Below are 25,221 nucleotides of genomic sequence, written 5' to 3'. Positions count from 1 at the left end.
GTGGGAGGTGAGACGTGGCAAAAGCCGTCAAACGGGCGTTTGTATGTAATGAGTGCGGGGCTGACTACCCGCGCTGGCAAGGGCAGTGCAGCGCCTGTCATGCCTGGAACACCATTACCGAAGTTCGCCTGGCCTCGGCATCCGTATCACGTTCCGACCGTCTCACCGGCTATGCGGGCGAGAGTGCTGGCGTCAGCCGGGTACAAAAACTTTCGGAAATCAGTCTTGAAGCCCTGCCCCGTTTTTCTACCGGTTTTCAGGAATTTGACCGTGTTCTGGGCGGCGGTGTCGTTCCCGGCAGCGCGATTCTGATCGGCGGCAACCCCGGCGCGGGTAAAAGTACCCTGCTGCTGCAAACGCTCTGCAAGCTGTCAGAGAACATGAAAACCCTGTACGTTACTGGGGAAGAATCCTTGCAGCAGGTGGCGATGCGGGCACACCGCCTTAATCTGCCGACCCAGAATCTCAACATGCTGTCGGAAACCAGCATCGAACAGATTTGTCTGATCGCCGAGCAGGAACAGCCGAAGCTGATGGTGATCGACTCCATTCAGGTCATGCATCTCGCCGATATTCAATCGTCTCCCGGCAGCGTGGCGCAGGTGCGTGAAACCGCCGCCTATCTGACACGCTTCGCCAAAACGCGCGGCGTCGCTATCGTGATGGTCGGCCACGTCACCAAAGATGGCTCGCTCGCCGGGCCGAAAGTATTGGAACACTGCATCGACTGTTCCGTCTTGCTGGACGGCGATGCCGATTCCCGTTTCCGCACCCTGCGCAGCCATAAAAACCGTTTCGGTGCCGTTAACGAGCTGGGCGTGTTCGCGATGACGGAACAAGGACTACGCGAGGTCAGCAATCCATCGGCGATTTTCCTCAGCCGCGGCGACGAAGTGACGTCCGGTAGTTCCGTGATGGTGGTGTGGGAAGGCACGCGCCCGCTGCTGGTCGAAATTCAGGCGCTGGTGGATCAATCGATGATGTCCAACCCGCGTCGCGTGGCGGTCGGGCTGGAGCAAAACCGCTTAGCCATTCTGTTGGCAGTGCTGCATCGCCACGGCGGCTTGCAGATGTCGGATCAGGATGTGTTTGTGAATGTCGTCGGCGGCGTCAAAGTCACCGAAACCAGTGCCGACCTGGCACTGCTGTTATCGCTCGTCTCCAGTTTCCGCGACCGTCCGCTGCCGCAGGATCTCGTCATCTTCGGTGAAGTCGGTCTGGCGGGCGAAATTCGCCCAGTTCCCAGCGGACAAGAGCGGATCACCGAAGCCGCCAAGCACGGCTTCAAACGCGCCATCGTTCCTCATGCCAATATGCCGAAGAAAGCCCCTGCCAGTATGCAGGTGTTCGGCGTGAAAAAGCTGGCCGACGCGCTGGCAATCCTCGACGATCTCTAAACGAACCTCAGACAGCCCTCTGCTACCCTTTCCCCTGTTCACCCAGAGCTAAACAGCGGTGTGAAAGAGTAGCGGAGGTTACCGTGTTTTATGGTATTTTGTTTAGTAAGCTAAACAAGAGTGCCGCACGATGTCATCATTTGATTACCTGAAATCCGCCATCCGGCAGAAGGGTTGCACCCTACAGCAGGTTGCCGACGCAACCGATATGACCAAAGGCTATCTCAGTCAATTACTTAATGCCAAGATAAAAAGCCCTAGCGCGCAGAAGCTGGAAGCGCTGCATCGCTTTCTTGAACTGGAATTCCCGCGTTACGAAAAGAGTATTGGCGTCGTCTTCGGCAAGTTCTATCCGCTACACACTGGCCATATTTATCTGATTCAGCGCGCCTGCAGTCAGGTCGATGAACTGCATGTGATTTTAGGTTACGACGAACCGCGTGACCGCCTGCTGTTTGAGAACAGCTCGATGTCGCAGCAGCCCACCGTCAGCGACCGACTGCGTTGGCTCTTACAGACCTTTAAGTATCAGAAAAACATTCATATTCATGCCTTCAATGAGCAAGGGATGGAACCGTACCCGCACGGTTGGGATGTCTGGAGTAAAGGCATTCAGGCGTTCATGCAGGAAAAAAGCATCACGCCCAATTTCGTCTACACCAGCGAAGAGCAGGATGCCGCGCAATACCGCGAGCATCTGGGCATAGAGGCCGTCCTGATCGACCCGCAGCGCTCCTTTATGAACATCAGCGGTTCGCAGATTCGTCACGATCCCTTCCGCTATTGGGACTATATCCCGACCGAGGTGAAACCGTTCTTTGTGCGTACGGTTGCCATTCTTGGCGGGGAATCCAGCGGCAAATCCACGCTAGTCAATAAACTCGCCAATATCTTCAACACCACCAGCGCCTGGGAATATGGCCGCGATTACGTGTTCTCTCATCTGGGGGGCGACGAGATGGCGCTGCAATACTCCGACTACGACAAGATCGCGTTGGGTCAGGCACAGTACATTGATTTTGCCGTCAAATACGCCAATAAAGTGGCCTTTATCGACACCGATTTCGTCACTACGCAGGCGTTCTGCAAGAAATATGAGGGACGTGAACACCCGTTCGTTCAGGCGCTGATCGACGAATATCGCTTTGATCTGGTGATTTTGCTGGAAAACAACACGCCGTGGGTGGCCGACGGACTGCGCAGTTTAGGCAGCACCACCGCCCGTTCGGAGTTCCAGAACCTGCTGAAAACGATGCTGGCTAACAATAATATCCCGTACGTTTACATCAAAGAGTCGGACTACGATTCGCGCTTCCTGCACTGCGTGGAATTGGTACAGCAGATGTTGGGCCACGATCGTTCGCCTGAATCGATCAAAAGCTAACGCGTGCTCCACTGCCAATGGCGGGAGGGGGTAATAATTTCCGGCAGCGGGATATCCCAGCTTTCCACGGGCAGTGCGTCAACCTGCTGACAATCATGGGCCAGGCCAATCGGGTAAGGCCCACGAGACATCTGATTACGATACTGCAACGTCCGGTCGTAAAAACCACCGCCCATGCCAAGCCGCTGCCCATGCCGATCAAACGCCACCAGCGGCGTCAGCAAGATGTCCAGTTGCGGTAACGGCAACACCTGACGCACATCCAGACGCGGTTCCATAATCTTCAGACGATTGCGTACCAGCTCGGTGTCCGGCGCATAGCGCAAGAACAGCAAATGCCCAGCACGAAACGGATGCAGAACCGGCAAATAAACACGCTTTCCCTGCTGCCACAGTTGTTGAATCAACGGAGAGGTATCCAGCTCGCCATCAAATGACAAAAATACCGCCACGCTCTCTGCCCCGATGATTCTCGGGTGCGCGATGACGCGTTCACACGCCTGTTGTGCAAATAACGCCTGCTGATCTGGCGTCAGTAAACGCCGACTTTGCCGCACAGCCTGACGTATCTGCTGACGCGATGATGCCGTAGAAGAGAGTGAAGAATCAGGGGATATTGATGAATCAGAAGATGACATGGGCTGCATTCGCCACGGGTCAAGAGTGATAAAAGAAAGGGAATCTCCGAGATGCCGCCGCAGGCTGTAACCCTTGAACCCTTGGTTCAAGGTGAACATAACGTCGCAGTCTTAAGGCTTCTCGGACGAACCGAGCGTGCTCACCAACCGCAGAGCATTACATTCTGTTGGTATGAAATATCGGCTCAGGGGACTGGCCCGCTGACAAACATCTCAGAGAAATTTTATTCGTTACTCGCGATAAACCTTAGCACGTCTTATCGCGTAAAAACACCGTACTTTTGTCAAAATACGACGTTATTCAAATTGCGCACCCTGGCGTTCTGTGATCCGCCCTTGTTCCAGCAACGCCTGTTCAATGGTCTGCTGCAACATACGAATACGCTGTTCCATATTCGACGCATAATCACGGGTTTTACCCCGTTCCTGCGCCAGTTCATGGCACACATTCAGCGCGGCAATAAACACCAGTTGCTCTGTGTTTGTGACTCTAGTGCGAACTTTAAGATCTTGCAACCGCTGGTTAAGATCTTCCGCAGCCTGATTCAACGCATCCTGTTGTTCTGGCGGACAATTCACTCTTAACGAACGGCCAAAAATTTGAATATCTACTGGTTGTGCAGACATACCACCTTCCTGCCTTTTGTCGTTCTTGCGCCCGCGTGCCGCATAGCATGAGCATTACCCGTTACATCGGGTTCGTTAAAGCGGGCGCCACTATATATAGCCGAGATCTAAGATACAAGCCCTTTCTGGTATCGAAAGGGAGCTTGGTGGTAGCATAGCACGAACCAATCCAGCCAACGATGACGAATCCGCATGTCTATAGAGAATACGTTTCCCGCCTATGAAGGCCTTGACCAACTGCTTCACCAACAGCAAGTCGCGCTGACCGCGGCAGAAATGCACGGTTTGATCAGTGGGATGCTGTGTGGTGGAAACCATGACGACAGTTGGAGAACGCTGGTTTTTGAACTGACTAATGAAGGTATGGCGTTTACCCAGACGCTGTCGCAACCGCTTCAGGACCTGTATCAGGCCACGCGCGAAGCATTGGAAGATGATGGTTTTCTGTTCCAGCTTTTCATGCCTGACGACTCACAGGATGACGTGAGCGTCTTCGATCGTGCCGACGCGCTGGCAGGTTGGGTCAACCACTTCCTGCTTGGGCTGGGCGTGGTTCAGCCGCAGTTGAACAAGGCTAAAGGCGAGCTAAAAGAAGCTATCGAAGATTTACGTAACATTGCGCAGCTTGGCTACGACGAAGATGAAGATCAGGAAGAGCTGGAGCAATCGCTGGAAGAAGTGATTGAGTATGTTCGCGTTTCTGCCATTTTATGCCATAACGAATTTATCAGCCAACGCGCGGTAACGGCACCCGAGCAGCAAAAACCCACGCTGCATTAATATCTTCAGGGCAACCTCATGCAGGACATGCCTTAGTGAGAGCGGAAGGGACGGATAACCGCACGGACTACTTTCAGGAGCAGGTGATGAACCCACAAGAATTTCTTCGTCGTCGTCAGGGTCTGTTGGAAAAAATGGCACCAGGCAGTGCGGCGATTATTTTTTCTGCGCCGGAAGCGCAGCGCAACGCCGACAGTGACTATCCTTATCGTCAAAATAGCGATTTCTGGTATTTCACCGGCTTCAATGAACCAGAAGCTGTCCTGCTGCTGGTAAAAAGCGATGCCAAGCATCATCACAGCGTGATCTTCAACCGCGTACGCGATCTGACGGCCGAAATCTGGTTTGGTCGCCGTCTCGGTCAGGAAGCGGCTCCCGCCAAACTCGGCGTTGATCGCGCCCTGCCGTTTGGCGAAATTGGCGCACAGCTGCATCTACTATTGAATGGTCTGGACGTGGTGTATCACGCACAGGGGCAGTACGATTATGCCGACAAGCTGGTCTTCGCCGCGCTGGATACGTTGCGCAACGGCACCCGTCAGGGATTTGCAGCCCCCGCCACGCTAACCGACTGGCGTCCGTGGGTACATGAGATGCGCCTGTTCAAATCGCCTGCGGAAATCAGCGTAATGCGCCGCGCCTGTGAAATTACAGCGCAGGCCCACACACGCGCCATGCAAAAATGCCGTCCTGGCATGTATGAATATCAGTTGGAAGGCGAAATTCACCACGAGTTTACCCGCCACGGCGCACGCTACCCTTCTTACAACACGATCGTCGGCAGCGGTGAAAACGCCTGCATTCTGCATTACACCGAAAACGAAACGCAAATGCGCGACGGCGATCTGGTGCTGATTGATGCGGGCTGTGAATACAAAAGCTATGCCGGCGATATTACCCGTACCTTCCCCGTCAACGGCAAGTTTACCGCGCCGCAGCGCGCCATTTACGACCTCGTGTTGCGTTCGCAGCTGCGCGCGTTGGAGCTGTTTGGCCCAGGTCGCAGCATCCGCGAAGTAAACGAAGAAGTGGTGCGCATTATGGTCAGCGGGCTCATCAAACTCGGCGTGATGAAAGGCGACGTGGAAGAGCTAATTGCCGAACAGGCACATCGCCAGTTCTTCATGCATGGCCTCAGCCATTGGCTGGGTCTGGACGTGCATGACGTGGGTGATTACGGCACGACCGATCGAGGCCGTCCGCTTGAGCCGGGTATGGTTCTGACCATTGAGCCCGGTCTTTACATCGCGCCCGATGCCAAAGTGCCTCAGCAATACCGGGGAATCGGCGTGCGTATCGAAGATAACATCGTGATCACCGAAAATGGCAACGAAAACCTGACGGCTGGCGTAGTTAAAAATGCCGATGACATTGAAGCGCTGATGGCGCAATGGCATGACAAGCAGCACTAAGCCGCACTTTCAAAGAACAAGGGCATCATTGCAAAGGACAACAGCATGGCAGTCATGATTGTCGGTGGCGGAATGGCAGGCGCGACGCTGGCGCTGGCGATCTCTCGGCTTTCACAGGGCACAATCCCGGTCGATCTTATCGAGGCACATTCGCCGCTCGACAAGGAACACCCAGGTTTTGACGCACGCGCCATCGCCCTGTCTGACGGCACACGCCAGCAGTTAGCCGCGCTGGGCATCTGGCCGTCGCTGTCCAGCCATACGACCGCGATAACCGATATTCACGTCAGCGAACGCGGGCACGCCAGCGTAGTGAACCTGAAAGCCTCAGACTATCACGTTCAGGCATTGGGCCATGTGGTTGAGCTGCACAACGTCGGACAACGTCTGTTTGCCCTGTTGCAACAAGAGCCGGGCGTGCGCCTGCACTGCCCAGCCAAAGTGGTTGCCGTCACGCGGACGCAAGAGAACGCGATGCTAACGCTGGACAACGGTACCGAACTAACGGGCCAATTGATGGTTGCCGCCGATGGTTCTCGCTCTATGCTCTCGCACGCTTGCGGGATCCAGTGGCAACAGCATGATTATGATCAGATCGCCGTGATCGCGAATGTGACGACGGCCGAACCCCATCGTGGGCGCGCGTTCGAGCGGTTCACGCCGCACGGCCCGCTGGCGCTGCTACCCATGAGCAACGGCCGTTCTTCGCTCGTCTGGTGTCATGATAAACACCATCAACATGAGGTCGATGGCTGGAGTGAAGCTGCATTTCGCCAACAGTTACAGCAGGCTTTCGGCTGGCGTCTGGGGCAGTTCACCCACATCGGCGAACGCCATAGCTATCCGCTGCGCTTACTGACAGCCAGCCAGCACATCAGCCACCGGCTAGCGCTGGTGGGCAACGCCGCGCAAACGCTGCACCCGATTGCCGGACAAGGCTTTAATCTGGGCATTCGCGATGTGATGTCGTTGGCAGAAACGCTCGTCGAGGCGGCGAAAAATCAGCAGGATATCGGCCAGTACACGGTGCTTGACCGCTATCAGCAGCGGCGTACGCCCGATCAAAATACCACGGTGGCGATCACCGATGGGCTGGTCAGACTGTTTGCCAATCGCTATACCGCGTTGGCCGTTGGCCGTAACCTCGGCCTCATCGCCATGAATAACCTGCCGCTGGTGCGCGACGCCTTTGCCCGTCGCACGCTGGGCTGGGTAGAACGTTAACTAAGCTCGCCAACAGGAAAAGACGGAAATGCAATCATTCGACGTGGTTATTGCCGGTGGCGGTATGGTCGGCCTGGCGCTAGCCTGCGGCTTACAAGGTAGTGGCCTGCGTATCGCTGTGCTGGAAAAACAGGCGGCTGAACCTCAGCCGATCGGGAAAGATCATGCCCTACGCGTCTCCGCCATCAATGCCGCCAGTGAATGTCTCCTGCGCCATCTCGGCGTCTGGGAAAATCTCGTGGCACAACGCGTCAGCCCGTACAACGACATGCAGGTATGGGACAAAGACAGCTTCGGCAAAATCAGTTTTAGCGGCGAAGAATTCGGCTTTTCCCATCTTGGGCACATTATTGAAAACCCGGTGATTCAGCAGGTATTGTGGCAACGCGCCGCTCAGTTAAGCGACATCACCCTGCTTTGCCCCGCGTCGCTAAAACAGGTCGCCTGGGGCGAGAATGAAGCCTTTATTACCTTGCAGGACGACAGCATGTTGACCGCCCGACTGGTCGTTGGGGCGGACGGCGCGCACTCTTGGTTGCGCCAGCATGCGGATATTCCGCTGACCTTTTGGGATTATGGGCACCATGCGCTGGTCGCCAACATTCGTACCGAACATCCGCATCAGTCTGTGGCACGTCAGGCGTTTCACGGTGATGGGATTCTGGCCTTTCTGCCACTGGACGATCCGCACCTCTGTTCGATTGTCTGGTCGCTGTCACCGGAACAGGCTCAGGCGATGCAGAACCTGCCTGTAGAAGCATTCAATCGTCAGGTCGCGATGGCATTTGATATGCGACTGGGGCTGTGTGAACTGGAAAGTGAGCGCCAGACTTTCCCGCTAACCGGGCGCTACGCCCGCAGTTTTGCGGCACATCGACTGGTGCTGGTCGGCGACGCGGCGCACACCATTCATCCTCTGGCAGGACAAGGGGTTAATCTGGGCTTCATGGATGTCGCCGAACTGATTGCGGAACTGAAGCGCTTACAGACACAGGGCAAAGATATCGGGCAACATCTTTACCTGCGACGCTATGAGCGCCGCCGCAAACACAGCGCCGCCGTGATGCTCGCCAGCATGCAGGGATTCCGTGGACTATTTAACGGCGACAATCCAGCAAAAAAACTGCTGCGTGATGTCGGTCTGGTACTGGCGGATAAACTGCCCGGCATTAAACCTACGCTGGTACGTCAGGCAATGGGATTACACGATCTGCCAGACTGGCTTAGTGCCGGAAAATAGTAAAACCGAAATAAACAATACCTCTCGCCGTGTCAGCGGCGAGAGGTATTAATCGCTCATTGGTTTAGCGCTCATACCAATAGGATTTTATTCCAGACAATAATACCGCAGGCAAAATACCACATACCCCCATCGTTCTCGGCCTTCTTCTCCCAGAGCGTCAAAAGCCGACGCTTGCGGTTTATCCAACTGTGCGTTCTTTCCAGTACCCACCAACAGTCTTTGTCATCCCCATTATTTTTGCTGGCATCGGATTCTTGCTTACGTGACTGAATGATCGGCATTGCCCCATAAACCAGGCTTATCTCGCCATAATAAGCCCAGTTGATGATGGAGAGTTACGGCATATTTTCCTGCGGCGACGGGATGCGAACCCGATTGGCGGACAGGTAACCCACGATGGCAATACCGAACACGCCCCAAGGCAGTAGCGAAACGATCTGAGACGATGAACCACTCAGCACATCAACGTTTCTGACCACCATAATCAGCGCCAGAAGCATAGCCACAGTGGAGATCAGCGGTGCCCATAAGCGGCTCCAGGTCGATACCGGAAGGTGTGTCTCTCGCTGGAAAAAACAAATAACCGCCAGTGAAACCCCCACCTGAAGCAACAGAATCGCCATCGTCGCAATCGCCGATCCTAACGCAAAGATCTGCATCATCGGATCAAGACCCGCCACCACCATCGCACACAGCACGGCTAGCACAAAGACCGTCTGTACCATGCTCGCCACGTAAGGCGTCCCTTTATTTTTGCTGACCATCGCCAGCCTGGAAGACAGCACACCATCACGCCCAATGCTAAACAGGTAGCGTGAGATGTTGTTGTGAAACGCCTGTGCTGCCGCGAACAGGCTGGTGATCAACAACAGCGATATCATCTGCTCAGACCATTTGCCAACCAGCGCAGTCGACACATTAAGAATAAAACGTCCAGGGTCGTTAATCGCCTGCTGCCTAACCTGATCGACCCCGTAGGCCTGCACCATCATCCAACTGGTGAAGGCAAAGAACAGCATAATCAAGATCACGGCGGCCAGCGTCGCACGGGGAATGGTTTTTTCAGGGTTGCGGCATTCTTCACCATAGATCGCCGTTGATTCAAAGCCGATAAAAGCAGCGATACTGAAAATTAACGCAATCCCCATACTCCCCTGATTAATCACGCTGGGTGAAAATGCCGCCAGCGTCATCGGCGCGGTATCGTGCGATAGCAGAACCGCGATATCCACCACTAGCATGATGCCCACTTCCATCAGCATCAGCACGCCCAATACGCGTCCCCCCACTTCCACACTTTCTATCCCTAACAGACACATCAGCAGCAGCATCGTGACGCTGTAGATCCACCACGGCAGTGAGATGCCCAAATGCTCCTGTAGATACATGCTGCTGAAAAAACCGAACATCGCGACGACTGCGATCTGAATGGCGAAATAAGCCAGCAGCGCGACGGATAGGGCACTAAACCCCGCACGACGTCCCATGCCCAGCGTGATATAGCTGTAAAAGGCGCCAGCGTTGGTTACATAGCGGCTCATGGCGATATAGCCAAAAGAGAAGATCAGTAGTATGCCGCCAGCCATCAGATAAACCGCAGGGATCCCCGCGCCGTTGCCTGCGGAGATGGCGACGGGCAGACCGCCGACCACGCCGGTCAACGGTGAAGCAGCAGCGACCACAAAAAAGACCAACGACCACAGTCCCAGACTGTTTTTCTTCAATTGATGCGTATTCATCTTGCCCCCCGGATACACAAAACGAACCCGATAGCGTCATGCCGTGCAATCGGGCCGGTGGTAAATCCCTTGCCGTCATGCCACCTTACAGGCAGGCGCGATACAGCGATTCGATATCCTGACGCGACGCTGAACGCGGATTCTGTTCCAAACTCACGCCCATCGTCTGCACACAGTTATCCGCCAGCCAGGAAATATCCTGTTCGCGTACGCCCAGATCGCGGAGCGTAAATGTCAGTCCGATATTTTCCAGCAAGCGCTGTACCAGATAGACGCTATGCCTTGCCCGTTCGGCATCATCAAGATGCGTTACGCTATCGCTCATCGCACCGGTAACGGCAGCGAACCCCGCAATATTGTCATCACAGGAAAAACGCATCAGTTCGGGATACAACGCGGCAAGCCCTTCACCGTGGGTGATGTTGTACAACCCGCTCAGCGGGTGTTCCATCGCATGCGGCAGACCGCAGGCCGACATCCCGATCGCCATTCCGCCCAATGTATTCGCCCAACAGACCTGCTCCCAGGCATCCAGATCGGTCACATCCCGGCAGACACGCGGTAAATAGGTGGTCAGCAGCCGAATGGCGCGCTCGGTCATGATTTCCGTCATCGGATTGCAGAACTTGCCCACCCGCGCTTCAATGTTATGACTGAGCGCGTCAAAGCCCGTTGACGCCACCATACGGGATGACTGCGTGACCATGAGCGTCGGGTCAATAATGGCGGTTTTCGCGTACAGCGCAGGCGAGAAAAACACCGGCTTATCATGGGTTTCAGGATTCGTAAAAACGGCGACGCAGTTGCCTTCGCTGCCCGTTCCCGCTGTCGTGGTCACCAGCACCAGAGGCAGTGCTTCATTGCTGGTTGGCGGCTGAAACAGATAATCCACCAGATTGCCCGTATGACATGCCATAAACGCGATGCCTTTCGCCGCGTCCATCACGCTGCCACCGCCGACGCCAAGCACCACATCACACTGTTGCTCACGCGCCAGCGCGGCACCATCATCTACGGTGGTGGTAAGCGGGTTTGCCTCAACGCTGTCGAAGAGCACCCAGCGTACACCGCTTTGGGTTAACAAATCGGTCAGTCGTGCAAGCAGCCCCGTTTGACGGCAGTTGGTTTTTCCCGTTACCAGCAGCACACATGTCCCCCACTGCGCGACTTCATCACCAACGCGGGCGATCTCTCCCCGTCCAAGACAAAGCCTGACCGGTTGTGAATAGGTAAATGCCATCATCCTCTCCTCACACCGTCGCCGCAGAGGCACTGGCGTGCTCGACCTGCTCGACGACACTGTTCAGCGCAGATTCAAACGCATTCAGCGCATAATCCAACTCTTCTTCACTGATCGTGAGCGGCGGCAGGAAGCGGAACACCGCCAGATTATTGATGGTGAAGTTCACCTGGATACGCCATTTTTCCACCAGCAGCCCGGCAATCGCCGCCGAGTAGTATTCCCCCATGCTGGCGTGCAGTGCCTCCGGTAAACGCCCGAACTCAAGACCAATCATCAGGCCTTTACCGCGAACGTCTTTAATCACCTGTGGATGACGCGCCTGAATATCACGCAACCGCTGCATCATCAGCATGCCTTTGCGCTCCGCCATGCCGCAGAGATCGTGTTCGATGATGAACTGTAATGCGCCCAGTGCCGCCGCGGCGCTCAGCGTGTTTTCCTGATAGGTGGCGGTATGGTGATAGCAGGTTTCGATAGTGCCATATGCGGCTTCATATAAGGCTTCCGTACAGAGATAGCCACCAAACGGCACCAGCCCGCCTGACAGCCCTTTGGCAAAGACAATACAATCCGGCACAACGTCGTCGTGTTCGCAGCACCAGAACTTACCGGTACGCGCCGCACCACACTGAATTTCATCCAGCACCAGCAGCGTGTCATAGCGGTCACACAGTTCACGCGCGGCCTTCAGATAGCCAACTGGTGGCACAATAATGCCGCCTTCCCCCTGAATCGGCTCCACGACAAACGCTTTGTATTTTCCGGTCGCCAGCGCACTTTCCAGCTCCGAGACAGAACCGTAGGCCACATGATCGATATTGCCCAGTGTGGGCTGCTGCCCCGCACGCCATTTATCCTTACCGCCGAGTGAGACCGCGCCGGATGTCTTGCCGTGAAACGCACCCAGCGTCGCCAGCAGATGAGTTTTATGCGCTTTATGGCGAGTGCCGAGCTTAACCAGCTTGATCATCCCTTCAATCGCCTCCGCGCCCCCGGTCGCGGTGCCCATTTTGGTCAATTTGCCCTGCGGCGAGAGCAGCGCCATGTTATGCGCCAGCGCCGCCGTCACGTTGTGATAGGAAATCGCGCCCATCATGAACAAGCGGTTGTCGAAACACTTCTGCAAGCAGGACCACACGAATTCATTGTTATTGCCGACAGTCACCACCCCGACGGCACCAATCATATCCAGATGCTTTTCGCCTTTATCGTCGATGAAGGTGCAGCCCTCAGCCCGAACAAAATATTTGGCATGGCCGTCCAGAGAACGCATGCGGTTCAGGTGGGTCAGTTGCAACGCGCGCGTGGTGTCACCATCCAGTGCGATCGCGTCATCAATGGTGTAAAAACCCGGTACAACGTCTTTTGCCTGTGCCATAAACAACCTCACAATATTCACAAGGGGCAGCTTCACAAGAGAAATGTGCAATAGCGCACGGTGTGGAGCGTTTATAGCAATGGCCAGGGTGGGGAAAATAGAATAAATCGGCACACGCTACGGTGCAGCGATAGCGTCTTTTTGGTGCACACTGCGCCAAAAAATAGAACAGAGCACCAAAAACGCAGCACAGGATCACCTCCAGCGTCGCGGTGAGATGGCGACGCTACTTCAGCACTGGCGAATACGGTTCTGATAGCGCACAGCCTGTAGCCGTGCCAGATAGTGTTGTGGTGAGCAGGAAGAGAACGCTTTGAATTCACGGAAAAAATGCGACTGGTCGGCGTATTCAAGACGCTGCGCCAACGTAGTCAGGCTGTCGATATTTCCCTGATTGAGTAGCGCGAGCGCTCTCTGGAAGCGAATCGTGCGGCAGAATGTTTTGGGCGACATGCCGCAGTTATCATGAAACAAGCGGTGAATATAGCGTGCAGAATAGAGCGTTTTCCGCTCCAGCTCATCCACCCGGATTTTGCCGTCATGCGCCATAATCAGGTCGATAATCTGCAATAACAGCGGCGGTGCCGAGCGGTTAGTCCAGTAGGAAAAATAGTGCAGAAACATGCCGACCTGTTCGTTGAAATCCTGACTGTTTACCAGCCGCCTCAGTAAACGCGGCACATCAGGAGCCACTTCGTCGAAAGGGATTTCTTGCCCCGCCAGTTCCATCGGAGAAAGATCGAGAAAAGCAGGCATGATCCCCGGCATAAAACGTACGCCAAAATAGCGCTCGCCGGGCATCAGCCGGGTAATCTGCGCCGATGCCGTGCTGCCGCAAACACGCCCGCCTGGCGCGTCACGACAGCAGTGCAGCAACAAATCAACGCTGCCATCCGGTACAGCCAGCGTCATCGGTTCGGCGCGGTCGACCGTGAAGCTGTAAAAATGGGCAATGGGAGACTGGCTGATGCTTTTCTTCAGGTAGTCTTCCGCCGCATTAATGACAAACCACGGCTGCAACGGCCGCACGCGAAACGATGCTGAATCAGGATGCATTGACCTTCCCCCCCGCAACGATAACAGGGGAGATCAGGCAATTTTTGCGCCAACTCTTTTTTCGTCAGCGCCTGTCAGGCATCCGGCCCGACCCTAACCACTAATTTGCCAAAATTGCGGCCCTGCAGCAGGCCGATAAAGGCTTCGGGGGCGTTTTCCAACCCGTCGACAATCTCTTCCCGGTATTTAATCTTACCTTCGGCCACCCACGGCGCCACATCCTTCCAGAACTCATCGAAGCGGTGCCCGTAATCATCAAAGATGATGAACCCCTGCATCCGAATGCGTTTCTTCAGAATCGTGCCCGCTAACAGCGCTAAACGATCGGGGCCATCAGGCAACCCTGTTGCATTGTAGCCGGAGACTAACCCACACACAGGAATACGCGCTGAGGTATTCAGCAACGGCAGCACGGCATCAAAAACTTTCCCACCGACGTTTTCAAAGTAGATATCAATGCCCTGCGGGCAGGCTTGTTTCAACTGTTCTGCAAAATCATCCGCCCGATGGTCGAGGCAAACATCGAATCCCAGAACGTCAACCGCGTAGCGACACTTCTCCGCTCCGCCCGCGACACCAACCACCCGGCAGCCTTTCAGTTTCCCAATCTGACCGACCGTCGCCCCGACCGGGCCGGTCGCAGCAGCCACCACCAGCGTTTCCCCCGCTTTAGGCTGGCCGATATCCGTCAGCCCCATATACGCGGTGAAGCCTGGCATACCCAGCACGCCCAATGCGTAGGAAGGATTGGTGGGCGACTGCCCCAAATTCGTTAAGCCTTTACCGTCGGAAAGCGCATAGTCCTGCCAGCCGCTGAAGGACAGCACCCAATCGCCCGTCTGATAGTCAGGGTGTTTGGACTCAACCACGCGGCTGATGGTTCCGCCCACCATCACGTCATCCAGTTCGACGGGTTTGGCATAAGAGGGGGCGTCGCTCATGCGGCCACGCATATAGGGGTCAAGAGAGAGGTAGACCGTACGCAGCAGGATCTGCCCCGCAGCGGTCTGTGGAACAGGCTGTTGTTCCAGACGGAATGTCTCTTGTGTTGGCGCGCCGTGCGGGCGCTGGGCCAGAACCACACGGCGGTTAATTTGATGGGTTTGCGACATAGTCTCCTCCGTTAAACAAAGCGTGTTGATAAAATCACTTCGTTAACAATAGGATCGCTTCTTTCTTCTGGCTACGCAAACCGTGCGGCGTTCATTATGCCGTTTTGCTTTTTTCGTAACGCGACATGCGATCCAGATACCCCATGACAAGTGCAGACAGCACAAACGTCAGATGGATAATCACGTACCACATCAGTTTATTATCCGGGATGTTACGGGCATCCATAAACACACGCAGCAGATGGATAGACGAGATAGCGACAATCGAGGCAGCGACTTTGTTTTTCAGCGAGCCGGAGTCCATCTTACCGAGCCAGTTCAGCTTTTCTTTGCCTTGGGAGATATCCAGCGCCGAAACAAAGTTCTCGTAACCGGACAGCATCACCATCACCAGCAAGCCGCCAACCAGTGTCATATCGATCAATGACAGCAGCACCAGCACTAAATCCGCTTCAGCGATATCCAGAATATTAGGCAGGACGTGGAACACCTCCTGGAAAAACTTGATCGCCAGCGCCAGTAAACCCAGCGACAGCCCAAGATAAACCGGGGCAAGCAGCCAGCGCGATGAGTACATCAGATTCTCAATAAAACGTTCCATAACTCACTATATGCAGGTGGAAAAGAGGCAAATCATAGCGAAAAGTCCTGCGGTGGTGTTAATCAATTCTTGAACAGATTGCCCATTGACGAAAGGGGCAGTCTATCCACGCGCATTTATGTTGCACCAGTAACAGGTAAAAGAATGGCATTGCGGGAAATCCAGACGACACAACCGCGATGGCCTATGCCATTGAGGCAATAGTGCATAGCGACACACCCTTTTATTATCGCTGTCGACGGTCGTTTGGCCGCCCTTTCTGAGCAGCAGCTACCGCCGAATCGTAAATAGACACTGGGGAACAGGTTGAAATAGTCATGTTCTCTCTATGTCTACAGCACAGCACTTCATTTCCTTCATGATAACAAGGAGAAACAAGATATGAGTAACTCAGGAAACGACACCGGATACATCGTTGTTATCGAAGAAAAACAGTATGACCTTGCCAAAGTCCCTCCTTTTAATGACCCCCTTGTTCAACGAGAGAAAAAATCAGTACTCGGGCAATTAAGTCTTAACGACATTACCCAGAATCTGGACCTTTCCGTCGAACTGTTTTATGTCGCTTATCATGGTGTTGCAGGTGCAAAAGGCGGTTCGTTGCAAGCAGAAATCGCCAGACTGCAAAGCCGACTGGCGATGTTATGTAATGAATGCATTACCACCATGACAACGTTCCAGAGCGAAACGCAGAATATTATTGAATTACTGCAACAATGTTACCGTTGGTTGACGAAAGGACAGGAAAAGCTGGCGTTCAAAAAACTGGCGCACTGTAAGGAATCTTCAAGTGCTATGTCAGTAAAAGCCATATTGCTGGCCGAACAGTTCAAAGCATTACAGGTTGATTCCACCAAAGCCAAATCAAACACCATTTTGGAAGAAGCCAGTGAAAATGATCGACTGCTCGCCGCACAGAAAGCCGAACGAGAAACAATCGCCAAACAGAAAGCGCAAGAAGCCAATCAGCAAGCATTATTAGAAGATATTGCCACCACTCAGGCGTTGTATGAAGACGCCAAAAATCGAGAGGCGGAAGAATCAACCAAAGCCCTAGTGTTGGGCATCGTCGGCGCTGTTACCAACGCAATCGGCGCGGGGCTGGGAGCCTATTCTGCCGCCAAAAATCCGGTAGCGGCAATAATGAGCAAGGCTGGCTCATCCATTGACGATAATGCACAAATCAAAGCCGCACAGTCTAGTATGGACAGTGCAAAACAAGAATTCGATAAGGCTCAGAAAAAATATACTGAGGCTGCCGATCAACTGTCGGCTCAGCAGAGTATTGTGAATAGCCTGAAAGACGAACTTGATGTGCTAAACACCGCGCTGACCAATCAGGAAAAAGACAGCGCCGCCAAACCGGAAGACATTGCTGCGCTGCGGGTAAAACGCAGCGACAAAGAAACGGAGCATAGCGTTGCAGCAGCAAAACTGCCTGAGTTGACCAAAACCGCCAAATCGCTGGAGAAGGAAGCGAAAGACAGCAGTAAAGCCTATGCTGCGGCGGGAACGGCACTGACCAATCTTGCAGCATCAACCAGCAAGATGGCTGAAACGGCAGCGTCAACTGAAAACTCAGTCCGTGAAGAAAGAATCAATCTACTCAACAAACAGCTTGAACTACAGAAAGAAAAACGAGCCTCACTGGTTGCCCTGGCTGAATATGCAGAAAGCCTGAAGAACCTCAAAGTCGAACAAGGTAATTCCACACTCTCAGTGAATTCTCTGCACAGCGCGATAGATGCTTTGGGCAAAGTTATCGGCACGCTGACCAACGCCAGCCTGTTCTGGGACCAAATGTCACAATATTGCGACCGGATGACCAGCAGCGGATTTCAGCGCGATCTGGAAGATCTCAAGGAAATGGATCTCGAAACCCGTCTGGAAGAATATCAGGATCCGCATTTTATGCGATCGTTCTTCCTCTATCTATGCCAATGGGTGGCGGTAAATGGCTTGTCGGGAGATTACCTTCTGGCCGCCGCCGATGCGCAGAAAAAAGCCGTCCAATATTTGAGTGAATCTCCGACAATCCAAGAAGCCATACGCAAAGCACCAGAGCTAGCCAAAAATCTTGCCCTCATTGTGCAAAACAACCTGCTTGCATCCCGTAACCAAAGCATCGAGCTGGAACAGCAACGTGCCATCCTCATTGCGCAATAACAAGGAATCATCGAGATGGGTAATCAAATACAGTTCTATGCGAAAAACGAATTGCAACCAACTTCAGAAGCACTCAAAACGGTTGTCGCAGGGTTAACTGAAGCTGCTACTTATCTGGATCATCAGCGCAAGGAGGAGGCTATCGCTGTTGTCACCAGAATGACCGATGACGTGACGTATCTACACACCCAGACAATACAAGGGGAACAGCTTTACAAAACAGAGCAAAGAAAGGTAACGGAAGCCGTTGCAGCGATCATTCTTCAGAGCGGTAAATTAAATGCAGAGATGATGAAAATTCAAACACAGATTTCGGATCTGGAGATTGAGATAAAAAAAGGGGATGTGAATATGCAAGAACTCCAACAGCATTTGGAGGCGCTGTCACATAACCTAAGTAACTCGGAACGAGAACGGAACGAACATCAACGGCAGCTTGATCGTCTCAATGATAGTTCAGTTGGCAGCATCTTCGCATCGATTTTTAGTCTTGGCCTCGATCGCGCTTTTCTGGGCATCAAGTCGCTGGTCGATCAAGACGCCGCACGCATCAGTATTCTGCGCGATGAAATAAACAACTATCAAAATGCGTTGAAAGAAGACGAAAACAAACTGAAAGTTGCCAGAAATCTGCAAGTCACACTACGTGACCAGCAAAAGCACGACGAGGGAAGTGTAACCGCGCTGGAAAAACAAGTAGAAGAGTTGCACCAGGAGGAAAAGAACACGCGTACGAAACTGGCCTCAATCACTCAAATTTCTGGCTTCTATGGAAAATTGAAAGTTATTTGTGAAAACGTCAGTGAGAATATAACCTGGATTCTGGATATTATTGACGATTTGAACGATGACCAACCCCGAATTGTTGATATCGATGCATCCGGAGTGGAGCTTGTGCCATTAAGGACCGCACTGGCACGATTAGATAGCCTGCTGAACACCCCCCAAATACAACAAACCATTGCTGCAAATGAGGCGCTGATACTTGCCTAATTGACGGCGATTAAATCACTGGGAAATAGTGACGGGTTAATCATCAAAAGTTGCTATTTCCCAGCCATCCGATAATCAGCTATATACTCTTGTATCTTGAAGTTTAGATATTATTGACAATGTAAGTTTGGCACGGTTCATGTAGCCTGTTTTACTCTGGGGTTTCTAAGCCCGTTATTTAGCTCATTGCGCATGAACCGCGCCACTCATCTGAAACCCGAACAGTTGTTTGACCTCATTTCGTATTTGCAAGGAGGGGTAAAAATGAGTCTGCCAGATTTACTTCACATCGGTATTGATGTTTCCAAAGCCTCCCTCGATATCGCTATGGGTTCTGCATTGCCGCCCTTTTCCGCCAGTAATGACCTCGATGGCTTTGACGCTATTCAGGCTGAACTGGCAAAACATTCAGTTTCTCTTATCCTCATGGAGGCCACCGGCGGACTCGAAGCTCCACTGGCTTGTTCGTTACAAGCTGCTGGTTTTGAGGTCGTCGTTATCAATCCCCGCCAGGCAAGAGACTTCGCTCGCGCCATGGGATATCTGGCTAAAACCGACCGCATTGACGCCAAAGTATTAGCGCAAATGGCTGAGGTCATTGACCGACATCCTGAGCGTGAACGTTTCATTCAACCCCTGCCAGATATTCAACGTCAGGCTCTGGCCGCTCTCGTCACGCGGCGACGTCAACTCGTTACCATGCTTGTGGCAGAGAATAACCGACTTGCTTCGGCTCACCCTCAGTCCCGCAAGAGCATAAAGACGATCATTAATGCCCTGAAACACGAACTCGCTCGAATTGACCACGACATGAACAAACATGTTCAAAGCCATTTCAAAGCGCTTTCTGATTTACTTGGCAGCGTCAAAGGCGTTGGGACGACCACCATCTCTACCCTTCTGGCTGAGTTGCCCGAACTGGGGACACTTTCCCGTCGGCAGATAAGTGCGCTGGTAGGCGTTGCCCCTTTAAACCGGGACTCTGGGAAAATGCGCGGCAAACGGACAATATTTGGCGGAAGAGCCAGCATACGTAGCGTGTTGTATATGGCCGCGCTGGTTGCCACACGTTTTAATCCGGTGATTAAAGATTTTTATACCCGCCTTGTGAACGCGGGTAAGCCGAAAAAAGTCGCGCTTGTCGCGTGTATGCGTAAACTTCTGACTATTCTGAACGCGATGCTCAAAACGGGTCAGGCTTGGGACAACGATTTTCATCGAGCTACCCCATGAAAAAATGTTGTTCAAGACAGTTGCTAAATAATTCGAGCTTCAGGACAAAAACGACGAGGCGTTTTTGAACAACGCAAAGCGTTGGCCCGCTAGGGCAAGGCTTATTTATAAGCCTTGTAACGCGGCAAGCGAAGGAATCCCGATGAGCTTACTCAAGTAAGTGATTCGGGTGAGTGAACGTAGCCAACGCACATGCAACTTGAAGTATGACGAGTATAAAGGCATATCTTTTTAATTAATATACTCTTTTAAACCATACTACCCTCATGAAGAAATAGCCTGGATCCCCACGAAATAAACCTCACACCGTTCAGTTTGCAATTTATCGCCAGAAACGTTTACTTTGGATGTTGTGAAAATATCCAATCGGAAATGACGATGTCAGACGTTTTTAACAAAATAGCCAGATTTTCCCCAAGAGAGTTGCAACACTATGCCTCCGATTGTTTGCAGGCCTATTGCCGCGCAAAATTGATTCAACACCCCGCAATCGACACGCTGATAACTCACCTTAATTGTTACCCTGAAAATGGCAGTCTGGTTGAATGGGAAAGGAAAGGTGCGTTACTGCCGCTAAATGGCCGGGGAGATGATATACCGCAAGATCTTACCCTGTCGATGTCACCGCAGGATATTGAAGCATTCTCTTATCTTGTTGATATCGCGGTAGAGGTCGGCATTGTGGATATATATGGAACACCAACAACGCTTCCGGTTGAGTTTGTAGGAAAAATAGCCATGATCCTTTCCCACAATAATATCGACCTGCCTGAGATTTAGAGCCTATCCCAATAGGATTTTATTCCAGACAATAATGCCGCAGGAAAAATGCAGCATCGCCTCATAGTTTTCGACTTTTTTCTCCCAACGAGTCAGAAGCCGACGGAAGCGGTTCATCCAGCTGTGCGTTCTCTCCACTACCCACCGACGGGCTTTGTAATTCATATTCTCTTTGCTGGCATCGGATTCTTCTTTACGCGACTGGATATGCGGTTCATAACGCCGATTTTTCAGTTCACTTTCCAGCCATTCCGCGTCATACCCCTTGTCCAGACAGATATTCAGCCTTCTGCCCGGCCTCCCCGTCTGAAGCGCATCAAGGGTCTCTGTGACTAACCTGATATCGTGGGTATTTGCCCCTGCGACAACCACTGAGAGCGGCAGCCCGTTCGCATCGGTCATCAGGCTACGCTTTACCCCCTGTTTCCCCCGGTCCGTGGGGTTCCGGCCTGTTTTTTTGAGCCTGCTAGCGGGGATTTTGTCATACAGCCGTCCATCGACAACCATGACCAGTCGATGGCTTTCAGTTGCTCGCTGGTCATCAATCCGTTCTGCCAGAAACGCTCAAAAACCCCCGCCGCGCGCCATTCCTGAAAGCGGCGGTGTGCAGAACTCGATGAACATATCCCTGTTTCATTTAGTGCGTTCCATTGGCATCCGGTGCGAAGAACAAAGAAAATGGCGTCCATAGCCACTCGGTCATCAACCCGTTTTCGGTGCGTTCCCAGTGGATGGTTAGTTTTATGTTCAGGAATAAGCGGCGCTATTTTTTCCCAGAGTTCATCACTAATCCGCCACTTGCTGCCAGTCATGCTACGTCCTCAAAAATTCTCAGTTACTTATATTCTAACAATTCCTATTGGGATAGGCTCTTAGGTAAAAATACATGTCGTATCCAGAATGGGAAGAATATTGAGGCAGGGCTCTGATGAAGATAGTGAAAACTAACAGCGGATACTCAAAATATGAGCTATGAGTACAAATTAGTCTTTGATGATGCCTCGGCGGCTCAACATGTCATGAGCATGATTAAACGCAGTAAGGCCTGCATTCGTGCCGAAAATGGTGATATCTATTTGAAAGACAAATCCCTAAGCAATCACGCTGATTATGACGTCTGCCTGATCGATGAAGGCGATGGCTCGCTGTGGCTTCAGGTTAACGTTAACTCTGTCGATCTGTACACGCTCGTGCGGGAAACACTACGCGGGAAACCTTCCAAATGCTTTGAAGATGGGGATGCGGAGGATGAGGTAGAACTCAACGAGGCTTTCCGCCTGAAGCCCAACCTGTGACCAGCCTTATAAAACGCTCACCTCAACACATTACTCAATCCGCTCTGACATCGTCAGGAATACGCCAAAATTATCCGCCTGCTGGGTTGATTCTCCCGTTTCATGTGACCATAAAACAATAATCGGCTCCCCTGCTTTCCCTAATACGGCGTAATCAAAACAGTAATAATCTCCCGTACCACATTCCGCAAAAGGCAAAAGGGTCGAGAAATCCTGTGTCGTATCGGAAAAATTGTTCAGCCATGCCTGCCAGCCTTCTTGAAAATGACGAACGATTGATTCCCATGTTTTTCTCGGGTCGCGAGAATCAAATACCGGGAATATCGTTAATGCGCCAAGCGCTCTTCCATTATTCACCAGAAGCCAGTCCGAAAAAGAGAGGGGTAGCTTACGGCCTAGCTCACGTTCTGCGGCTTGAATCGACTCTATCGATGTGCCAATGACACGTATTCTAGCCATCGTTCCTCGCTTATTGAAACTTCTCATATTTAGATCAGGGCGTTAGCCAAGTTGTAGAAAAAATCGGCCACATGCATTTGCTGTTTTATCCCAGAAACGCTCATCTAAAAAGAGATAGCCCATGCCATCTGAGAGTATTCCTTTATGACGCGGCAGCGCATGATCTTGACCCGCCATCTCCGGACAGCTTTTGTATCTTAAGTTAACGATGCCCGCTGCCGCCGGTATTCCCTCGGAGAGTGATATCCCAGCGCACTGTGCGGGTGGTTCTCATTGTAATGCGTGAACGCTGCTGCAAGGTTTTTCAGTGCTGTTCTCACATCCGGTTTTGGCATAAACGCGATATAATCTTCCTTCATCGTTTTCACGAACCGCTCGGCCATGCCATTGCTCTGCGGGCTGCTCACCGCTGTTGTGCAGGGCTCCAGATTTAGTTCTCTCGCGAACCTGCGCGTTTCATGCGCGGTATACGCTGAACCGTTATCCGTCAGCCACTGCACCGGGATGTCCGGCAACCTGTCGCCGAAGCGCTTTTCCACTGACCTCAGCATCACATCCTGCACGGTCGAACTATCGTAGCCTCCCGTGCTCGCCGCCCAGTCTATGGCCTCCCGGTCACAGCAGTCCAGAGCGAACGTAACCCGTAGTTTTTCACCGTTGTCGCATCCGAACTCGAAGCCATCTGAGCACCAGCGCATATCGCTTTCTGCCACCGCGATTTTACCCTTATGCTCGCGCTGCGGCCGCTCTGGTTTGTCATGCAGTAACAACAGCTTATGTTTGCGCATTATCCTGTAAAGCCGTTTGGCATTTACCGGCGGCTGCCCCTCTGCACGACGTTGCTTACGCAGGATACCCCACACACGTCGATAGCCGTAGCTGGGCATATCGCTGATGATACCGAGGATGGCCGACAGTATTTCAGCGTCAGCTTCGTCATTACGCCGGTTACAGCGACTGTCCTGCCAGTCGGCAGAACGCTTAATCCGCAGTGACAACTGCGCACGCGACACGCCCATGGTACGGCTGACCTGAGCTATTCTCCGTCCTTTGGCAACAAGGGCGCGTGCGCTATCCATTTTCGCGACTGACCGTACTCCACAGCTTCTTTCAGGATCTCAACTTCCATCGTCTTCTTGCCCAGAAGGCGCTGAAGCTCCCGGACCTGCTTCAGAGCAGCGGTAAGCTCGGAAGCAGGAACGACTTCCTCTCCGGCCGCAACGGCGGTGAGGCTGCCTTCTTGATATTGCTTCTTCCACTTAAACAGCAGGCTGGGCTGGATACCATGCAGACGGGCGACATGGGAGACATTCATGCCCGGCTGCATCGTCTGCTGGATAATGGCGATCTTCTCCTGTGGAGTTTTACGTTTACGGACTTCTTGCCCTAACAGGATCCCGGTCATCTCAAAATTGGCGTTAGTATTAGACATATATTCAAGCCTATCTCTTATCTGGAGATACAGCTACTGTCTGGTGTTTCAGGGGGCTAGATCATGACGCGGCAGCGCAGCATCGAGATCGCCCCCATAAATAGACACTCTTCTCTGCCCTATATTTGATGTGATAACCCCTTGCAGCCAGGCATCAATGCCACCTAACTTAGAGGCTAAATTTTCTTCATCATCTGAATCCGCACTTCTTGATATATGGATGCTTCCGCGATCGATAATTGGATTAGCGGCTTCGTTGCGCTCAACTTCAGAGCGAATATATCCCAATACGATCGCCTCAGAATTACCCCCAATCGCACGCAGCTTGCGGTAATGAAAAACCTCCGCCGACATAGGCATCATGCGACGCATTCGGTTCATGGGTAAAAATCAGTTCATCGTACATCAGTATTTCTCGTATCCATTATTAAGAGCAGCAGGCTATTTACATCGCTCACTTCTTCTGCCAGACAGGCGCATCATCCGACGTTATTTCAATAAGTTGCCCGTCATTGTCGTAGTGACAGAACCATGCATCTTCGCAAGGCCACCCTTTGGAGAAGGCTCTGCCGGACAGCACGCGGCCAGAAGGGGAATACTGGTAACGAAATACGGCAAAAGCCTCTCTCATGCCAACGCCGATATAAATCCTCGCGTTATCATCAAGTTGTAGCATTCGCCCCAGGCCAAGCAAATTTGATTTTCCGCTTTCTGGGCTATCCATTCCCTTAAAGCCAAGAGTCGTGATCTCTAACATATCGCCAGTGCGGTTATATAGCGTGGCCTGAATCGCTTGAACGCCCTTCTGCACGGGAGAAATCGTAATAACGTGGCGGCCACCCGAGAAACCAGAACAATATTTCCCTAGCCAGCGTGCTTCATCCACATTGGCATATTTCCTTTTCATCACCTCGGCGACTGTCAGCGCGCAGCACCACAAACAGGGAAACACCCGTTGAAATTCTGGAAAGACTGCTGTCGAATACGGATGAAAGTGTCACCAGACTCGCCAAACGCAATGTGGATGAA

25 protein-coding genes, 1 other RNA gene and 1 pseudogene are annotated in these 25,221 nt (G+C 52.6%); 11 read left to right on the top strand and 16 right to left on the bottom strand.

Features of this window, described 5'->3' with window-relative positions:
• The first annotated feature begins 14 nt into the window (after positions 1-14).
• Together radA and nadR are read left to right on the top strand one after the other, a co-directional pair.
• Positions 15-1,397 (top strand): DNA repair protein RadA, encoded by a 1,383-nt coding sequence (gene radA, locus LCF41_RS02530; RefSeq protein WP_225086750.1) that lies wholly within the window; start codon positions 15-17, stop codon positions 1,395-1,397.
• Between the two features lie 130 nt (positions 1,398-1,527).
• The gene (nadR, locus tag LCF41_RS02525; RefSeq protein ID WP_225086749.1) at positions 1,528-2,781 is read left to right on the top strand and encodes a multifunctional transcriptional regulator/nicotinamide-nucleotide adenylyltransferase/ribosylnicotinamide kinase NadR; all 1,254 of its coding nucleotides are present in this window, start codon (positions 1,528-1,530) and stop codon (positions 2,779-2,781) included.
• On the opposite strand, the gene LCF41_RS02520 is transcribed toward nadR, so the two are convergent.
• From LCF41_RS02520 to zapA, 3 genes are all read right to left on the bottom strand, one after another.
• On the bottom strand, positions 2,778-3,419 hold the full coding sequence (locus LCF41_RS02520; RefSeq protein WP_225086748.1) for a 5-formyltetrahydrofolate cyclo-ligase: 642 nt from the start codon (positions 3,417-3,419) through the stop codon (positions 2,778-2,780). The genes nadR and LCF41_RS02520 overlap by 4 nt on opposite strands.
• A gap of 39 nt (positions 3,420-3,458) precedes the next feature.
• Positions 3,459-3,642, bottom strand: a non-coding RNA gene (gene ssrS, locus LCF41_RS02515) — 6S RNA.
• Between the two features lie 74 nt (positions 3,643-3,716).
• On the bottom strand, positions 3,717-4,046 hold the full coding sequence (gene zapA / locus LCF41_RS02510; RefSeq protein ID WP_012773157.1) for a cell division protein ZapA: 330 nt from the start codon (positions 4,044-4,046) through the stop codon (positions 3,717-3,719).
• A 192-nt stretch (positions 4,047-4,238) separates the two neighbouring features.
• Here zapA and LCF41_RS02505 point away from each other — a divergent pair, with 192 nt between their 5' ends.
• The 4 genes from LCF41_RS02505 to ubiI all read left to right on the top strand — a co-directional run bounded on the left by LCF41_RS02505 (position 4,239) and on the right by ubiI (position 8,702).
• Entirely contained in the window at positions 4,239-4,826 is a 588-nt protein-coding gene (locus LCF41_RS02505; protein ID WP_225086747.1) for a YecA/YgfB family protein, read from the top strand.
• 86 nt (positions 4,827-4,912) lie between these two features.
• Positions 4,913-6,238: a Xaa-Pro aminopeptidase gene (gene pepP, locus LCF41_RS02500; RefSeq protein ID WP_225088083.1), complete on the top strand. Its 1,326-nt coding sequence runs from the start codon at positions 4,913-4,915 to the stop codon at positions 6,236-6,238.
• Positions 6,239-6,283: 45 nt separating this feature from the next.
• The gene (ubiH, locus tag LCF41_RS02495; protein ID WP_225086746.1) at positions 6,284-7,462 is read left to right on the top strand and encodes a 2-octaprenyl-6-methoxyphenyl hydroxylase; all 1,179 of its coding nucleotides are present in this window, start codon (positions 6,284-6,286) and stop codon (positions 7,460-7,462) included.
• A 28-nt stretch (positions 7,463-7,490) separates the two neighbouring features.
• Positions 7,491-8,702, top strand: a complete 1,212-nt coding sequence (ubiI, locus tag LCF41_RS02490) for an FAD-dependent 2-octaprenylphenol hydroxylase (protein ID WP_225086745.1) — start codon at positions 7,491-7,493, stop codon at positions 8,700-8,702.
• A 71-nt stretch (positions 8,703-8,773) separates the two neighbouring features.
• Here the strand turns inward: ubiI and LCF41_RS02485 are convergent.
• The 7 genes and pseudogenes from LCF41_RS02485 to LCF41_RS02455 all read right to left on the bottom strand — a co-directional run.
• Positions 8,774-8,983 (bottom strand): annotated as a pseudogene (locus LCF41_RS02485) (IS5/IS1182 family transposase); the annotation flags it as partial.
• A 57-nt stretch (positions 8,984-9,040) separates the two neighbouring features.
• Positions 9,041-10,444, bottom strand: a complete 1,404-nt coding sequence (locus LCF41_RS02480) for an APC family permease (RefSeq protein WP_225086744.1) — start codon at positions 10,442-10,444, stop codon at positions 9,041-9,043.
• 85 nt (positions 10,445-10,529) lie between these two features.
• Complete coding sequence (locus LCF41_RS02475; protein ID WP_225086743.1) at positions 10,530-11,687, bottom strand: iron-containing alcohol dehydrogenase; 1,158 nt, start codon at positions 11,685-11,687, stop codon at positions 10,530-10,532.
• Between the two features lie 7 nt (positions 11,688-11,694).
• Positions 11,695-13,065, bottom strand: coding sequence for an aspartate aminotransferase family protein (locus LCF41_RS02470; RefSeq protein ID WP_225086742.1), 1,371 nt, complete (start codon positions 13,063-13,065; stop codon positions 11,695-11,697).
• A gap of 231 nt (positions 13,066-13,296) precedes the next feature.
• Positions 13,297-14,121, bottom strand: a complete 825-nt coding sequence (locus tag LCF41_RS02465; protein ID WP_225086741.1) for a helix-turn-helix domain-containing protein — start codon at positions 14,119-14,121, stop codon at positions 13,297-13,299.
• 74 nt (positions 14,122-14,195) lie between these two features.
• Positions 14,196-15,233 (bottom strand): NADP-dependent oxidoreductase, encoded by a 1,038-nt coding sequence (locus LCF41_RS02460; RefSeq protein ID WP_225086740.1) that lies wholly within the window; start codon positions 15,231-15,233, stop codon positions 14,196-14,198.
• 94 nt (positions 15,234-15,327) lie between these two features.
• Positions 15,328-15,834, bottom strand: a complete 507-nt coding sequence (locus LCF41_RS02455) for a TIGR00645 family protein (RefSeq protein ID WP_225086739.1) — start codon at positions 15,832-15,834, stop codon at positions 15,328-15,330.
• 381 nt (positions 15,835-16,215) lie between these two features.
• On the opposite strand from LCF41_RS02455, the gene LCF41_RS02450 reads away from it, so the two are divergent.
• The 4 genes from LCF41_RS02450 (at position 16,216) to LCF41_RS02435 (ending at position 21,006) form a co-directional block, all read left to right on the top strand.
• Positions 16,216-18,000: a coiled-coil domain-containing protein gene (locus tag LCF41_RS02450; RefSeq protein ID WP_225086738.1), complete on the top strand. Its 1,785-nt coding sequence runs from the start codon at positions 16,216-16,218 to the stop codon at positions 17,998-18,000.
• A gap of 15 nt (positions 18,001-18,015) precedes the next feature.
• Entirely contained in the window at positions 18,016-18,993 is a 978-nt protein-coding gene (locus LCF41_RS02445; protein WP_225086737.1) for a coiled-coil domain-containing protein, read from the top strand.
• A gap of 264 nt (positions 18,994-19,257) precedes the next feature.
• Positions 19,258-20,226, top strand: a complete 969-nt coding sequence (locus tag LCF41_RS02440) for an IS110 family RNA-guided transposase (protein WP_225086736.1) — start codon at positions 19,258-19,260, stop codon at positions 20,224-20,226.
• Positions 20,227-20,604: 378 nt separating this feature from the next.
• Positions 20,605-21,006 carry a hypothetical protein gene (locus tag LCF41_RS02435; RefSeq protein WP_225086735.1) on the top strand — a complete coding sequence of 134 codons (402 nt, stop codon included), beginning with the start codon at positions 20,605-20,607 and terminating at the stop codon, positions 21,004-21,006.
• Between the two features lie 3 nt (positions 21,007-21,009).
• On the opposite strand, the gene LCF41_RS02430 is transcribed toward LCF41_RS02435, so the two are convergent.
• Positions 21,010-21,818 (bottom strand): IS5 family transposase gene (locus LCF41_RS02430; protein ID WP_225085541.1). Its coding sequence is split into 2 segments (ribosomal slippage): positions 21,010-21,465 and positions 21,468-21,818, totalling 807 coding nucleotides; the frame shifts between segments, so codons are not numbered across the junction.
• A 153-nt stretch (positions 21,819-21,971) separates the two neighbouring features.
• Between LCF41_RS02430 and LCF41_RS02425 the strand changes: the two genes are divergently transcribed.
• Positions 21,972-22,301, top strand: coding sequence for a hypothetical protein (locus LCF41_RS02425; RefSeq protein ID WP_225086734.1), 330 nt, complete (start codon positions 21,972-21,974; stop codon positions 22,299-22,301).
• A gap of 30 nt (positions 22,302-22,331) precedes the next feature.
• On the opposite strand, the gene LCF41_RS02420 is transcribed toward LCF41_RS02425, so the two are convergent.
• From LCF41_RS02420 to LCF41_RS02405, 5 genes are all read right to left on the bottom strand, one after another.
• Positions 22,332-22,760, bottom strand: a complete 429-nt coding sequence (locus LCF41_RS02420; protein WP_225086733.1) for an SMI1/KNR4 family protein — start codon at positions 22,758-22,760, stop codon at positions 22,332-22,334.
• 42 nt (positions 22,761-22,802) lie between these two features.
• Positions 22,803-22,937, bottom strand: coding sequence for a hypothetical protein (locus LCF41_RS22225; RefSeq protein WP_284144943.1), 135 nt, complete (start codon positions 22,935-22,937; stop codon positions 22,803-22,805).
• 20 nt (positions 22,938-22,957) lie between these two features.
• A protein-coding gene (locus LCF41_RS02415) for an IS3 family transposase (RefSeq protein ID WP_225088082.1) occupies positions 22,958-24,165 on the bottom strand; the annotation gives its coding sequence in 2 pieces (ribosomal slippage) (positions 22,958-23,844 and positions 23,844-24,165; 1,209 coding nt in all).
• A gap of 75 nt (positions 24,166-24,240) precedes the next feature.
• Positions 24,241-24,573: a hypothetical protein gene (locus LCF41_RS02410; protein WP_225086732.1), complete on the bottom strand. Its 333-nt coding sequence runs from the start codon at positions 24,571-24,573 to the stop codon at positions 24,241-24,243.
• 73 nt (positions 24,574-24,646) lie between these two features.
• Positions 24,647-25,099 carry a hypothetical protein gene (locus tag LCF41_RS02405; protein ID WP_225086731.1) on the bottom strand — a complete coding sequence of 151 codons (453 nt, stop codon included), beginning with the start codon at positions 25,097-25,099 and terminating at the stop codon, positions 24,647-24,649.
• Between the last annotated feature and the right edge of the window lie 122 nt (positions 25,100-25,221).

This window comes from Pectobacterium colocasium (assembly GCF_020181655.1).
Taxonomy (GTDB): domain Bacteria; phylum Pseudomonadota; class Gammaproteobacteria; order Enterobacterales; family Enterobacteriaceae; genus Pectobacterium; species Pectobacterium colocasium.
The sequence above is the reverse complement of the archived record's forward strand: the minus strand, read 5'-3'. Positions and strand labels throughout refer to the sequence as shown.

Bases quoted from the DNA above. Each gene is read 5' to 3' on its own strand.
- zapA (WP_012773157.1), bottom strand. From the start codon at position 4,046: ATGTCTGCACAACCAGTAGATATTCAAATTTTTGGCCGTTCGTTAAGA.
- pepP (WP_225088083.1), top strand. From the start codon at position 4,913: ATGAACCCACAAGAATTTCTTCGTCGTCGTCAGGGTCTGTTGGAAAAA.
- LCF41_RS02455 (WP_225086739.1), bottom strand. From the start codon at position 15,834: ATGGAACGTTTTATTGAGAATCTGATGTACTCATCGCGCTGGCTGCTT.
- LCF41_RS02440 (WP_225086736.1), top strand. From the start codon at position 19,258: ATGAGTCTGCCAGATTTACTTCACATCGGTATTGATGTTTCCAAAGCC.
- LCF41_RS22225 (WP_284144943.1), bottom strand. From the start codon at position 22,937: ATGGCGGGTCAAGATCATGCGCTGCCGCGTCATAAAGGAATACTCTCA.
- LCF41_RS02435 (WP_225086735.1), top strand. From the start codon at position 20,605: ATGTCAGACGTTTTTAACAAAATAGCCAGATTTTCCCCAAGAGAGTTG.
- LCF41_RS02475 (WP_225086743.1), bottom strand. From the start codon at position 11,687: ATGATGGCATTTACCTATTCACAACCGGTCAGGCTTTGTCTTGGACGG.
- LCF41_RS02505 (WP_225086747.1), top strand. From the start codon at position 4,239: ATGTCTATAGAGAATACGTTTCCCGCCTATGAAGGCCTTGACCAACTG.
- ubiH (WP_225086746.1), top strand. From the start codon at position 6,284: ATGGCAGTCATGATTGTCGGTGGCGGAATGGCAGGCGCGACGCTGGCG.
- LCF41_RS02520 (WP_225086748.1), bottom strand. From the start codon at position 3,419: ATGTCATCTTCTGATTCATCAATATCCCCTGATTCTTCACTCTCTTCT.
- LCF41_RS02420 (WP_225086733.1), bottom strand. From the start codon at position 22,760: ATGGCTAGAATACGTGTCATTGGCACATCGATAGAGTCGATTCAAGCC.
- LCF41_RS02460 (WP_225086740.1), bottom strand. From the start codon at position 15,233: ATGTCGCAAACCCATCAAATTAACCGCCGTGTGGTTCTGGCCCAGCGC.
- LCF41_RS02445 (WP_225086737.1), top strand. From the start codon at position 18,016: ATGGGTAATCAAATACAGTTCTATGCGAAAAACGAATTGCAACCAACT.
- LCF41_RS02425 (WP_225086734.1), top strand. From the start codon at position 21,972: ATGAGCTATGAGTACAAATTAGTCTTTGATGATGCCTCGGCGGCTCAA.
- LCF41_RS02470 (WP_225086742.1), bottom strand. From the start codon at position 13,065: ATGGCACAGGCAAAAGACGTTGTACCGGGTTTTTACACCATTGATGAC.
- LCF41_RS02480 (WP_225086744.1), bottom strand. From the start codon at position 10,444: ATGAATACGCATCAATTGAAGAAAAACAGTCTGGGACTGTGGTCGTTG.
- LCF41_RS02450 (WP_225086738.1), top strand. From the start codon at position 16,216: ATGAGTAACTCAGGAAACGACACCGGATACATCGTTGTTATCGAAGAA.
- LCF41_RS02465 (WP_225086741.1), bottom strand. From the start codon at position 14,121: ATGCATCCTGATTCAGCATCGTTTCGCGTGCGGCCGTTGCAGCCGTGG.
- LCF41_RS02410 (WP_225086732.1), bottom strand. From the start codon at position 24,573: ATGAACCGAATGCGTCGCATGATGCCTATGTCGGCGGAGGTTTTTCAT.
- nadR (WP_225086749.1), top strand. From the start codon at position 1,528: ATGTCATCATTTGATTACCTGAAATCCGCCATCCGGCAGAAGGGTTGC.
- ubiI (WP_225086745.1), top strand. From the start codon at position 7,491: ATGCAATCATTCGACGTGGTTATTGCCGGTGGCGGTATGGTCGGCCTG.
- LCF41_RS02405 (WP_225086731.1), bottom strand. From the start codon at position 25,099: ATGAAAAGGAAATATGCCAATGTGGATGAAGCACGCTGGCTAGGGAAA.